Here is a 12,207-nt window from a genome sequence, read left to right on the forward strand (position 1 = left end):
AGGCTGCTACCGCAAATTGCCGTCGGCGTCGCGGTACTCGAGCGGCGCCAGCTTCAGCTTGCCCAGTTGCGGCGCGATCTTGGCCTTGTCGCCGACGCCGATGACGATCAGCTTCTCCGGCCGCAGGTATTGTTGCGCGGCGGCCTGCACCTGGGCGGCGGTGACGCCGGCATAGCGCTGCGGCAGCTTGCTGTAGTAGTCCAGCCCCAGGTCGTACACATAGGTCTTGGCCAGGCTGGCGGCGATGCCCTTGTTGGTTTCGAACTGGCCCGGCAGCGACAGCACCTGCGAGTTGCGGGCGTTGGCCAATTCCTTCGCCGGCATCGGCCGGGCGATCATGTCGCGCACCTCCTTGAACATTTCGGCGACGGCGGGGCCGGTGGCGTCGGTGCGGATGCTGGCGGCGATGGCGAACGGCCCCGGCGCGCGGCGGTACTGGAATTGCGACTGCACCCCGTAGGTATAGCCTTTTTCTTCGCGCAGATTGGTGTTCAGGCGGCTGGTGAACAGGCCGCCCAGCGCCGCGTTCAGCACTTGCAGCGGGGCGAAGTCGGGCGTTTTGCGGTCCGGCCCGATGACGCTGACGCGCACCGCCGTTTGCGGCGCGCCGGCCTTGTCGACGAGGATCAGGCGCGCCGGCGTGGTGGCGACGCTGCCCGGCGCCGGCGCGGCGACGTCGCCGCGCGGCCAGGCGCCGAACTTGGCCTGCGCCAGCGTCCGCAGGTCGGCCTGGCTGATGTCGCCCGAGACGACCAGCGCGGCGTTGTTCGGCAGGTAGTGCTGGCGCCAGAATTGCTGCAGCTCGGCGCGGCTGGTCGCTTTCAGCGCCGCCTCGGTGCCGAGCTGGGGATAGCCGTAGGGGTGGGCGGCGCCGTACAGCGCGGCCGCTTCGACGCGGGCCGCCACCGCCGGCGCGTTTTCGCGCTCCTGCGCCAGGGCGCCGAGGCGGCTGGCGCGCTGGCGTTCGACTTCGGCTTCGGGGAAGGCCGGGTGCTGGACGATGTCGGCCAGCACGTCCAGCGCCGGCGCGAAGTTGCCCTTCAGGGCGAACACTTCGGCCACCGAGGCGTCGGCCGAGGCGTGGGTGCCGAGGAAGGCGCCCAGTTGCGCCACTTCGTCGGCGATTTGCGGCGCGCTGCGCGTGGCCGTGCCTTCTTCCAGCAGTTGCGCGGTGAAGTCGGACAGGCCGGGGCGGGCCGGCGGGTTGGCTTCCGCGCCGCTCTTGAGCACTAGTTGCGCCGAAACCATCGGCAGCGCCGGATTGTGGTTGTGGATCACGGTCAGGCCGTTGGCCAGCGTGAACGCGGCGCCCTGCGGCAGCGCGAACGGCGGCAGCGGGCCGGCCTTCGGCACCCGCTTGCGCCACGGCTCGTCGCGGTTGCTCGACATGGTCGGGCCGGCCTTGGCCTTGGCCGGCGCCGGCGTCGCCACTTCCGGTCCCAGGTCCGGCGTGCCGGGCACGCCGTGGATGACGGCGCGGGCCGGGTTTTGCAGCTGGGCCGCGACGACGCGCCGGATGTCGGCCACGCTGACGCGGCGGTAGCGTTCGATGTCCTTGGCCAGGTAGCCGGGGTCGCCCAGATACTGGTTGTAGTGGTTGAGCTGGTTGGCCAGGCCGGCGCCGCCGACTTTTTCGATCTGGCTCAGCATCGCCGTTTCTATCGTGTTGACGGCGCGTTCGAGCTCCTTCTGGGTGGGGCCGTCCTGGCGCAGCGCCTGCAGTTCGGCGTCGATGGCCGCTTCGATTTCCGCGGCGCTGTGGCCGGGGCGGGCCGTGACGTCGACGACGAACATCGAGCTGAGCGCATTGGAGCCCTGGTTGGCGTTGACGTCCTGGGCGATCTGCTTGTCGTACACCAGCGTCTTGTAGAGGCGGCTGGACTTGCCGGCGCCGAGGATTTGCGCGGCCAGCGTCAGCTCGGCGTCGCCGGCCTGGTAGGCGGGCGGCGTCAGCCAGCCCATCAGCACGCGCGGCAGTTCGACGCGGTCGGCCACGACGGCGCGGCGCTCGGCCGTGATCGGCGGCGTCACCACGTCCAGCTTCGGCAGCGCCGGGCTGCGCTTGAAGCTGCCGAAGTATTTCTTCACCAGGGCGCGGGTCTTGGCCTTGTCGATGTCGCCGGCGATCACCAGGCTGGCGTTGTTCGGGCCATAGTAGCGCGTGAAGAAGTGCTGGATGTCGGCCAGCTTGGCCGCCTGGATGTCGGCGTGCGAGCCGATCACGCTGGCGTAGTAGGGGTGGTTTTTCGGGAACAGCTGGTGGTACAGGGCCTCCTCGACGATGCCGTAGGGGCGGTTCTCCACGCTCTGGCGGCGCTCGTTGCGCACCACGTCCTGCTGGTTGCTGAGGGCCGTCTGGTCGAGCACGTCGAGCAGATAACCCATGCGGTCCGCATGCGTCCACAGCGCCAGTTCCAGCTGGTTCGACGGCACGGTGTCGTAGTAATTGGTGCGGTCGAAGTCGGTGCTGCCGTTCGAGTCGGTGGCGCCTGCCCCTTCGAGCAACTGGTCGGCCAGGCCGCGCGGCATGTGCTTGGTGCCGGCGAACATCATGTGCTCGAACAGGTGGGCGAAGCCGGTCAAGCCGGGCGCTTCGTTGGCGGGGCCGACGTGATACCAGAGGTTGACGGCCGTGACGGGCAGTTTGTGGTCTTCGACGAGGATGACGTCGAGGCCGTTCGGCAGCGTATATTTTTCATAGGCGATCTGCGGCACGGCGCTGGCGCTGGCGCGGCCGGCGTCGGCGGCGAAGGCCGGCGCGGGTGCGCCGCTGCCGTAGAGGGAAAGAATCAGGGCGGGTACTGCCAATAGTTTGCAAGACTTCATGCGCGCGGTCCGTAGTCAAAGGTTAGATTGCCAGGCGGTCCGCCGGCTTGGTGCGGCGGTCCGATCAGCGATTCTGCCAGTTCCGCGGGCGCCGTAGCGTGTTTTTGCGCAAAAAAGTTAATAAACAGGTAAATCGGCCCCCGTCCCCGTCCCCGTCCCCGGCTGCGGCGCGGCTTAGGGGCGGTCCAGTTCGGCCTGGATCAGGCCGCGGGTTTGGGCGTCGAGCTTTTGCACGGCGCGGGCCAGTTTGTCGCCGCGGGCCAGGGCGTCGCGCTGTTCCGGCGTCAGCGCCGACGCCTTGGCGGCGGGCGCCGGCAGCGGCTTGGCCAGCAGGGCTTGGCCGCCCAGCACCAGCAGCGCGCCGAGGGCGCTGGCGGCCGCCGCCGCGCCCAGCAGGCGCCATTCGCGCGGCTCGAACAGGGGCGCGCCGCGGGTCGGGATGGCGTGCGCCACGGCCGGCGGCGCCGGCGCGAACGGCGCGGCGGCCGCGCCGCGCGCCTGCGCCGCCAGGTCCTGGGCGGCGGCGTGCAGCAGCCCCACCTGGCGTTCCACGGCGGCGGCCAGCACGGCCTCGTTGAGCGCCACCAGCGCGAAGATCGGGTCGTCGCAGTCGACTTTGATGCCGGTTTGCTCGAATACCTGGTTGCGCAGCTTTTGCCGGTCCATCGCGCCGCCTACCACTGGACTTTGTCGAGTTGCTCGAAGATGTCGCGGTAGACCACCTTGATGCGCTGCTTTTCCATGATGTTGAACTTGTCGTTTTGCAGCACTTCCTGCATGGTCAGGCGCGCCGTGTTCATTTTTTTGAGGTCGGCGCCGAAGGTGTCGACGTTGCGCTGGCTGAGCGTGACGCTGCCCTTGAGCCGGTCGGCGTGCTCGCTGTACGACTGCGATTCCGTAAACAGCTTGCCGGAGGCCGATTGCAGCAGGCCGAAGTGCTCGTTTTGCCACAGCACCAGCGGCACCGAGGTCGCCTTCGCCGTCGCGACGAAGCCGGTGGCCGTGTCGTGCAGCGTGTCGCCGCCGCCGACGATGGTGTGGATGTAGACGCGCCGGCCGGATTCCTGCAGCAGCGCGAAGCAGTCGTTCTCGATCAGGTAGCCCATCAGCGGCGAAAAGGTGTTGGCGCCGTTGTCGATGACGCAGTTGCCGTCCTGTTCGAGGATGTCGATCATCAGCGCGTCGAAGCGTTTCGGGTCGATGCTGCGGGCGTCCGTCATCACCGGCACGTGCTTGACGTCCATCGCCTTGTAGCGCGAAAAGGTGGCGTTTTCCTGGTCCGTGTCGTAGCAGCGCAGCGGCCGCTCGTCCTTGCCGGCCATCCATTGCGCGAGGATGGTCGAGACCAGGGTCTTGCCGATGCCGCCTTTGCCCTGCAGGATAAAATGAACCGTGTTTTGCATCGCACTACTCCAATCTGGGTCTGACTGCGGTCGACAACTGCATTTAGCAGCGTCGAGGGTAATTCTTTTGCGGCCGGATGGCAACCGCCTGGGGACAGACCACGATTTTCAAGAAATTATTTCTTGAAAATCGTGGTCTGTCCCCGGAAAAAGCGGCGGCGCCGGCCGGATTCTGGGTATGATAGTGGATTGCCGCAAAGAAATATTCAATATAAAATAATATTCGCCGCCGCGCCCGAGAAGGAAAGCCCGTTTGCCCACCGCCCGCCTCGACCAATCCGCAATCGACCGCCTGAACCTGCAGGGCTTGTCCTGCCTGATCGCCAACCGCAAGCGGGCGCGCCGCCTGGCCCGCCTGGCGCTGGCGGCGGCGACGGCGCTGCGCTACGAGCGCGGCATCGCCTATGCCCAGGTCAACCAGCTGTGGCTGGCTTACTACAGCGGCAATGCCGAGCAGGCCGAGCCGATGTACCAGCCGCTGCACGCCCGCTTCGAGGCTTGCGGCGACCTCGAGGGCAGCATGGCGATCGAGGTCGTGCTGGGCGCCTACGCCAGCCGCAGCGGCGACTTCGTCCTGGCCGAGGGGCATTTCGGCCACGCCCGCGCGCTGGCCGCCCACCTGCCGGACTCGCTGCACAAATTCATGCTGCACACGCGCCTGGGCATCGACGCGCTCAACCGCGGCGAGCTGCGCAGCGGCCCGCGCAACTTCCTGCTGGCCCTCGACATCGCCGAGCGCTTCGGCACGGCCGCCCACCGCGTCAACAGCCTGTCGAACCTGGCCTCGCTGCAACACGACCTGGGCAACGACGAGGACGCCATCCCGCTGCTCTACGAGGCGCTCGACTTGATCGGCGAGGAGCCGTTGCCGCACCAGAGCGCGATGGTGTCGGCGAATCTGGCGATGTGCCTGCTGGCCAGCGGCAAGGCGCGCGAGGCGCTGGCGCTGGTGGAACCGTTCTACGACGACGGCGACGACGACGTCGCCGTGCGCGCCTTCGTGTATTGCATCGCCGCCCACGCCTCCATCCTGGTCGGCCAGTTGGACGCGGCCCAGCGCCTGTTGCTGCGGGCCCAGGCGTTCGCGCTGCTGGGCCGGGACTTGGGCGAGCAGATGCACGCCTGGCTCGTCAAGGGCACGCTGGACCTGGCCCGCGGCGAGCCGGGCGCGGCCCTGGAAGCCTTCGGCAACGCCCACGCGATGCTCGGCGTGACGCGCTTTCCGTTTTACGAGCAGCAGATTTACCAGGGTTTGGCGACCGTCAACGCCCGCCTCGGCAAGTGGGAGACGGCCTACGGCTTCTTGCGCCAGCACCAGGTCTTGTTCGAGGCCAGCAGCAAGTCGGCGCGCGATTCGCGCCTGCTGATGCGCAAGCTGGAGCGCGAGATGCGCAAGCTGAAGGAGGAGCGCGACCGGGCGCTGGAGTTGCAGGCCGTGCGCGAGTCGGAAAACCAGAAGCTGGAACACCTGAACCGCGAGCTGGCGCACCAGATCATGCACGTCAATTCCCTGCAGGACAGCCTGAAGGAACAGGCCATCCGCGACCACTTGACGGGCTTGTACAACCGGCGCCATTTCGAGGCTTGCCTGAACGCCATACTGCAGGAGTCGAACGGCGCCTTCCCCGTCACCGTCGTCATCCTCGACCTGGATTTCTTCAAGGCCATCAACGACAATTACGGCCACGCCTGCGGCGACGCGGCGCTGGTCCAGTTCGCTCGCCTGGTCGAGGGGCAGTTGCGCGGCAGCGATATGCTGTGCCGCTACGGCGGCGAGGAGTTTTGCCTGTTGCTGCGCGAGGCTGACTGCGCCGCCGCCGCCAACAAGATGGCGGAGGTGGCGTCGCGCTACCGGCAACTGACGATACGCCAGGGCGCGCACACGCTGAGCGGCTGCACCTTTTCGGCCGGCATCGCCGAATACCCGCGCCACGGCGCCAGCGGCCATGAATTGCTGATGCGCGCAGACGGCGCCCTGTACGCGGCCAAGCAGGCCGGCCGCGACCGCGTGCTGGTGGCCGGCTAGCGCCCCTCCCTTAGTTGATGAAACGCAGCAAGCCTTTCAGCGCGTGCACGACGGTTTGCTCGCGCACGGCCTGGCGGTCGCCGGCGAACACCAGGCGCTCCGTGTGGCTGCTGTCGCCGTTGCTCCAGCCGAAGCAGACGGTGCCCACGGGCTTGCCCGGCACGGCGCCGCTGGGGCCGGCGATGCCCGTCGTCGACAGCGCCACGTGGGCGTTGCTGTTGGCCAGCGCGCCGCTGGCCATGGCCGCCGCCACCTCTTCGCTGACGGTGCCCAGTTGCGCGATGAGGGCGGCCGGCACGTCCAGCAATTCCGTTTTCGACGCGTTCGAATAGGCCACGAAGCCGCAGTCGAACCAGCCGGTCGAGCCGGCGATTTCCGTGATGGCCTGGGCCACGCCGCCGCCGGTGCAGGATTCCGCCGTGCACAGCAGCAGGCCTTTTTCTTGCAGGGCGCGGCCCACTTGGGCGGCCAGATCGAGGATGTCGTTGCTCATGTTGGGCTCCTGGGTGCGATGAGGGAAGGCGGCCGCCGCTGCGGCGCCCTTTGCAGCCATTCTAGCGTGCCTTGCGGCGGGCGCACCATGCTTTCGTTCAAAAACTTTCCCCGTTGTTCATGAAAATGCGTACACTCGTTTTCGGCCGGTCGCACTGCCAGCGGCGCCGGCCGGGCCGCCGATGGGCCGACAGGAAATGGCGCATTCTCCAACCATGGGGAGGGTAATGTTACTCAACCGTCTAGCACCGGACCCGCCGCGGCCGGCCAGCCGCCGATGGCGCCGCTGACGCGGCCGGCCTTGCTGCCGGTGCTGTGGCTGGCGCTGCTGCTGGCCCTGCTCGGCGGCGCCGCGCGGGCCCAGGCGCCGGGCGCGCTGGAGCGCCAGGTCAAGGCGGCCTATCTGTATAAGTTCGCCGGCTTCGTCGAATGGCCGGACGGCAGTTTCGCGCGCGCCGACAGCCCCCTCGTCATCGGCGTGCTGGGCGACGAGGCCCTCGCCGAGCAGCTCGAACAGAGCGTCGCCGGGCGCAGCGCCAACGGCCGCGCCGTCGTCGTGCGGCGGCTGCGCCGCGGCGACGCGCCGGCCGGCCTGCACATCCTGTTCATCGCCGCCATCGAGCGCGCCGCCGTGCAGGAGGCGCTCGACGCCAGCCGCCAGCTGGCCGTGCTGACGGTGACGGAAACGGACGCGGCGCACGCGCTGGGCAGCATGGTCAGTTTCGTCGTCGCCGACGAGCGCCTGCGCTTCGAGGTCGCGCTCAAGCCGCTGGCCGCGGCGCGCATCCGCATCAGCGCGCGCATGCTGGCTGCGGCCTACAAAGTCCAGCCGGGGCCGGCGTGATCGGCCTGCGCTCGATCCGCCTGAAGCTGCTCGCCGTCGTGCTGCTGACGACGCTGCTGGCGCTGCTGGTGTCGCTGGGCGGCATCATCGCCTACGACTTGCGCAATTACCACCGCACGCTGCTGGCCGACATGGCGGTGCAGTCCGAGCTGCTGGGCCACATGACGTCGGCCGCGCTGACCTTCGACGACCCCGGCCTGGCCCGGCAGAACCTGGGCCTGCTGCGGCTGCGCCCCGGCGTCAACGCGGCCGCCATCTACAAGGCCGGCGGCGCGCTGTTCGCCAGTTATGTGGCGCCCGGCCAGGCGGGCAGTTTCCCGGCCCGCGCCGGCGCCGACGGCGTCCGCATCGACGGCGGCCAGTTGCACCTGTTCAAACGCATCGTCGACAACGGCGAGCTGCTCGGCACCGTCTACCTGCGCGCCGACTACAATCTGCTCGGCCACATCCTCGACTACCTGGGCATCGCCATCGGCGTGGCGGCGCTGGCGCTGCTGGCGGCCTACCTGCTGATGCGCCGCCTCGACGCCGTCATCACCCGGCCCGTCCTGGCCATCGCCGAGGTCGCCCGCGAAGTCGTCGGCACGGGCGATTATTCGCGCCGCGCGCCCAGGCTCGGCGAGGACGAGGTGGCCCAGCTGGCCGACTCCTTCAACAAGATGCTGGCCGAGATCGAGCACCGCACGCGCGCCCTGGAAACCTCGAACCGCGAAATCGCCCGCGCCGCCGAGCAGCGCAGCGCCGCCCAGCAGGAGGTGATGCGCCTGAACGCCGACCTGGAGCGGCGCGTGCTCGAACGCACGCTGCAGCTCGAAGCGAGCAACGTCGAACTGGCCCGCGCCGTCGAGGAGGCGAAAAGCGCCGACCAGGCCAAGTCGTCCTTCCTGTCGGCCATGAGCCACGAGTTGCGCACGCCGCTCAACGCCATCCTCGGCTTCGCGCAAATCCTCACGTCGGAGCGGCTGCCGTCGACGCTGGCGCAGAAGCACGAGTTCGCCGACCACATCCTGAAGTCGGGGCGCCACCTGCTCACCCTGATCAATGAAATCCTCGACCTGGCCAAGGTCGAGTCGGGCACGGTCGACCTGTCGCTGGAACCGGTGGGCCTGGCCGACATGCTGGCCGAGTGCGACAGCATGATCGCGCCGCTGGCGGCGCAGCGGCGCATCGGCCTGGTGTTCCCGGATGCCTGCGCGCTGAACGTGCGGGCCGACCGCACCCGCCTCAAGCAGGTTCTGCTGAACCTGCTGTCGAACGCCGTCAAATACAACCGCGACGGCGGCACCGTGCTGCTCGACTGCCACGACGGCGGCGCCGGCCTGGTGCGCCTGTCGGTGCAGGACACCGGCGCCGGGCTGCGCGCCGAGCAGCTCGACGGCCTGTTCCAGCCCTTCAACCGCCTCGGCCAGGAGCGCGGGACGCAGGAGGGCACCGGCATCGGCCTGGTCGTCACCAAGCGCCTGGTCGAGCTGATGGCCGGGCAGATCGGCGTCAGCAGCCAGCCCGGCGTCGGCAGCGTGTTCTGGGTGGATCTGCCGGCGACGGCGCCGACCCCCGCGCCGGCCGCGCCGGCGCCGGAGCCGGCCGCCGCGGCGGCGGCGGCGCGGCCGGGCGCCGCCGCGCTGACCCTGCTGTACGTCGAGGACAACCCGGCCAACCTGCGCCTGGTCGAGGAAATCGTGCGCTTCCGCCCGGGCCTGCGCCTGCTGTCGGCGCCGGACGGCAAACTGGGCGTCGAGATGGCGCGGGCGCACCGGCCGGACCTGATCCTGATGGACTTGAACCTGCCCGGCATCGGCGGCGCCGAGGCGCTGCAGCTGCTGCGCGCGGACCCGCTGACGGCGCACATCCCGGTGATCGCGCTGACGGCCAACGCCATGCCGCGCGACGTCGAGCGCGGCCTGGCGCAGGGCTTTGCCCGCTATCTGACGAAACCGATCAACATCGACGAGTTCACGCAGGCCGTCAACAGCACGCTGGCCGGCGTGGCGCACCGCGAGGAGCAGACATGATCACCCAGGACGATATCCGTGCCGCCCGCATCCTCATCGTCGACGACCAGCCCGTCAACGTGCAGCTGCTCGACTACCTGCTCGTCAACACCGGCTACCACGCCGTCAGCTCGACCACCGATTCGCGCCAGGTGGCCGGCCTGCACCGCGAGCACGACTACGACCTGATCATCCTCGACCTGCACATGCCCGGCATGAGCGGCTTCGACGTGATGGCGGCGCTCAAGCCGATCGAGGCCGGCGCCTATCTGCCGGTGCTGGTGGTGACGGCCGACCCGGAGAAGAAGCTGGCCGCGCTCGACGCCGGCGCGCGCGACTTCATCAGCAAGCCGTTCGACCCGCTGGAGGTGCTCACGCGCATCCACAACATGCTGGAGGTGCGCCTGATGCACCGCGAGGCGCGCGACTACAACGCCCGGCTGGAGCAGACGGTGCGCCAGCGCACGGCCGAGCTGCAGCGCTTTCGCAGCGCCATCGACGCCACCGCCGACGCCATTTTCCTGATCGACGCGGCCGGCGCCGTCCTGCTCGACGTCAACGGCGGCGCCTGCCGCATGCTCGGCTACAGCCGCGAGCAGTTGCTGGCGATGGCGCCGGCGCGGCTGCTGCCGGCGGCGCCGGCGGACGCGCCGCGCGACCCGGCGCGGGCGCCCGCCCTCAGCGAGTGCGAGCTGGAGCGGCACGACCAGGTGCCGGTGCCGGTCGAGCTGTACTGGCAGTGGCAGCAGATGGACGGCGAGCGCGTGCTGATCGCCGTGGCGCGCGACATCAGCGAGCGGCGCCAGGCGCAGGAGCGGCTCAAGCACCTGGCCCACTACGACAGCCTGACGGGCCTGCCCAACCGCAGCCTGTTCTACCAGACGCTGGAGCACGCCATCGGGCTGGCGCAGGAAAAGGCCTGGCGCATCGCCGTGCTGTTCATCGCGCTGGACCGCTTCAAGAACGTCAACGACTCGCTCGGCGCGGCCCTCGGCGACGAGCTGCTGCGCCAGTTCAGCAACCGCCTGGTGCAGTGCGTGCGCCTGCGCGACACGGTCGGGCGCATGGGCAACGACGAATTCGCGCTGATCCTGACGATGACGCGCGACCAGCAGGACGCCGTCAACGTCGCCAACGAGGTGCGCAAGGTGCTGCGCGCGCCTTTCGACCTGGGCGGCCACGCGGCGGCCCTGACGGCGAGCGTCGGCATCGCCATGTACCCGGACGACGCCACCGAGCCGGAGACGCTGATCAAGTACGCCAACACGGCGATGGCGCGCGCCAAGCAGGCCGGCCGCGACGGCTACCGCTTCTTCACGGCCGGCATGAACGTGCAGGTGCTGGCCCGGCTCGACCTGGAGCTGGCGCTGCGGCGCGCCCTCGAACACGGCGAGTTCGTGCTGTACTACCAGCCCAAGGTGGATTTGCGCAGCGGCCGCCTGAGCGGGGCCGAGGCGCTGCTGCGCTGGCGCCGCCCCGGCTACGGCCTGGTGTCGCCGGCCGAGTTCGTGCCGCTGCTGGAGGACACCGGCCTGATCGTGCGCGCCGGCGGCTGGATCATCGACGAGGCTTGCCGCCAGATCGCCGCGTGGCGCGCGGCCGGGGTCGGGGCCGTGCACGTGGCCGTGAACGTGTCGAGCCGCCAGTTCGCCGAGGGCGACGTCGAGGGCGAGGTGCGGCTCGCGCTGGCGCGCCACGAGGTGCCGGCCGGCCTGCTGGAGCTGGAGTTGACGGAGTCGGCGCTGATGGCGAACGCCGAGCGCACCATCGCCGTGCTCGGCAACCTGAAGCGCATCGGCGTGAAGATCGCCATCGACGACTTCGGCACCGGCTATTCCAGCCTGTCCTACCTGCAGCGCTTCCCGATCGACAAGCTGAAGATCGACATCGCCTTCGTGCGCAACATCACGACGAACCCGAACGACGCGGCCATCGCGCTGGCCATCATCAGCATGGCGCACAGCCTGAAGCTGGGCGTCATCGCCGAGGGCGTCGAGGCGCGGCCGCAGCTGGAATACCTGCGGCGCAACCGCTGCGACGAAATCCAGGGTTATTACTTCAGCCGGCCGCTGCCGGCCGAGGCCATGGCCGAACTGGTCGAGGCCGGCACCGGCCTGCCGCCGGAGACGGACGCGGCGGCGCAGCCCTCGCAGACCCTGCTCATCGTCGACGACGACGTCAACGTGCTGTCCTCGCTGCACCGGCTGTTCCGCGCCGACGGCTACCACATCCTGACGGCGGCGTCGCCGGCCGAGGGCTTCGAGATGCTGGCGCTGCACCGGGTGCACGTGATCGTCTGCGACCAGCGCATGCCGATCATGAGCGGCACGGAGTTTCTCAGCAAGGTCAAGGAAATGTATCCGGAGACGATACGCATCATCCTGTCCGGCTATACGGGGCTGGAGGCGGTGCTCGACTCGATCAACCGCGGCGCGATTTACCGCTTCTACACCAAGCCCTGGGACGACACCCAGCTGCGCGACAACATCCGCCTGGCCTTCCACCACTACTGGCTGATGAACCAGCCGGCGGCGGTGCGCGGCGGCGATGCCGACAATCCCGACGCGGCGATTTGAGCGCCGGTGCCCCGGATCGCCGCTTCCTTGAATAATATATATTCAGGAC

General features: G+C 69.2%; 8 protein-coding genes. 4 read left to right on the top strand and 4 right to left on the bottom strand.

The window, feature by feature from the left end; all coding sequences use genetic code 11:
* Positions 1 to 6: 6 nt before the first annotated feature.
* From OIK44_RS18835 to OIK44_RS18845, 3 genes are all read right to left on the bottom strand, one after another.
* Positions 7 to 2,808, bottom strand: coding sequence for a M16 family metallopeptidase (locus OIK44_RS18835; RefSeq protein WP_273672914.1), 2,802 nt, complete (start codon positions 2,806 to 2,808; stop codon positions 7 to 9).
* 192 nt (positions 2,809 to 3,000) lie between these two features.
* On the bottom strand, positions 3,001 to 3,492 hold the full coding sequence (locus tag OIK44_RS18840; RefSeq protein ID WP_273672915.1) for a hypothetical protein: 492 nt from the start codon (positions 3,490 to 3,492) through the stop codon (positions 3,001 to 3,003).
* A gap of 8 nt (positions 3,493 to 3,500) precedes the next feature.
* Entirely contained in the window at positions 3,501 to 4,229 is a 729-nt protein-coding gene (locus OIK44_RS18845) for a P-loop NTPase family protein (protein WP_273672916.1), read from the bottom strand.
* Positions 4,230 to 4,482: 253 nt separating this feature from the next.
* Between OIK44_RS18845 and OIK44_RS18850 the strand changes: the two genes are divergently transcribed.
* Positions 4,483 to 6,255, top strand: coding sequence for a GGDEF domain-containing protein (locus tag OIK44_RS18850; protein ID WP_273672919.1), 1,773 nt, complete (start codon positions 4,483 to 4,485; stop codon positions 6,253 to 6,255).
* Between the two features lie 10 nt (positions 6,256 to 6,265).
* Here OIK44_RS18850 and OIK44_RS18855 read toward each other — a convergent pair whose 3' ends face one another.
* On the bottom strand, positions 6,266 to 6,748 hold the full coding sequence (locus OIK44_RS18855) for a CinA family protein (RefSeq protein ID WP_273672920.1): 483 nt from the start codon (positions 6,746 to 6,748) through the stop codon (positions 6,266 to 6,268).
* 276 nt (positions 6,749 to 7,024) lie between these two features.
* On the opposite strand from OIK44_RS18855, the gene OIK44_RS18860 reads away from it, so the two are divergent.
* Genes OIK44_RS18860 through OIK44_RS18870 form a run of 3 tightly spaced genes read left to right on the top strand, consistent with a single transcriptional unit; the run spans position 7,025 to position 12,158 of the window.
* Positions 7,025 to 7,591, top strand: a complete 567-nt coding sequence (locus OIK44_RS18860; protein WP_273672922.1) for a TOL_0243 family YfiR-like periplasmic protein — start codon at positions 7,025 to 7,027, stop codon at positions 7,589 to 7,591.
* A complete protein-coding gene (locus OIK44_RS18865) occupies positions 7,588 to 9,603 on the top strand; it encodes a sensor histidine kinase, YfiR-like protein-associated (protein WP_273672925.1) in 2,016 nt (671 codons plus the stop codon). Before OIK44_RS18860 ends, OIK44_RS18865 begins: the two co-directional genes overlap by 4 nt.
* Positions 9,600 to 12,158: an EAL domain-containing protein gene (locus OIK44_RS18870; protein ID WP_273672927.1), complete on the top strand. Its 2,559-nt coding sequence runs from the start codon at positions 9,600 to 9,602 to the stop codon at positions 12,156 to 12,158. Before OIK44_RS18865 ends, OIK44_RS18870 begins: the two co-directional genes overlap by 4 nt.
* Positions 12,159 to 12,207: the final 49 nt, after the last annotated feature.

Origin of the sequence: Janthinobacterium fluminis (genome assembly GCF_028595325.1) — a bacterium.
Classification (GTDB): domain Bacteria; phylum Pseudomonadota; class Gammaproteobacteria; order Burkholderiales; family Burkholderiaceae_D; genus Janthinobacterium; species Janthinobacterium fluminis.

Bases quoted from the DNA above. Each gene is read 5' to 3' on its own strand.
- OIK44_RS18845 (WP_273672916.1), bottom strand. From the start codon at position 4,229: ATGCAAAACACGGTTCATTTTATCCTGCAGGGCAAAGGCGGCATCGGC.
- OIK44_RS18860 (WP_273672922.1), top strand. From the start codon at position 7,025: ATGGCGCCGCTGACGCGGCCGGCCTTGCTGCCGGTGCTGTGGCTGGCG.
- OIK44_RS18855 (WP_273672920.1), bottom strand. From the start codon at position 6,748: ATGAGCAACGACATCCTCGATCTGGCCGCCCAAGTGGGCCGCGCCCTG.
- OIK44_RS18870 (WP_273672927.1), top strand. From the start codon at position 9,600: ATGATCACCCAGGACGATATCCGTGCCGCCCGCATCCTCATCGTCGAC.
- OIK44_RS18840 (WP_273672915.1), bottom strand. From the start codon at position 3,492: ATGGACCGGCAAAAGCTGCGCAACCAGGTATTCGAGCAAACCGGCATC.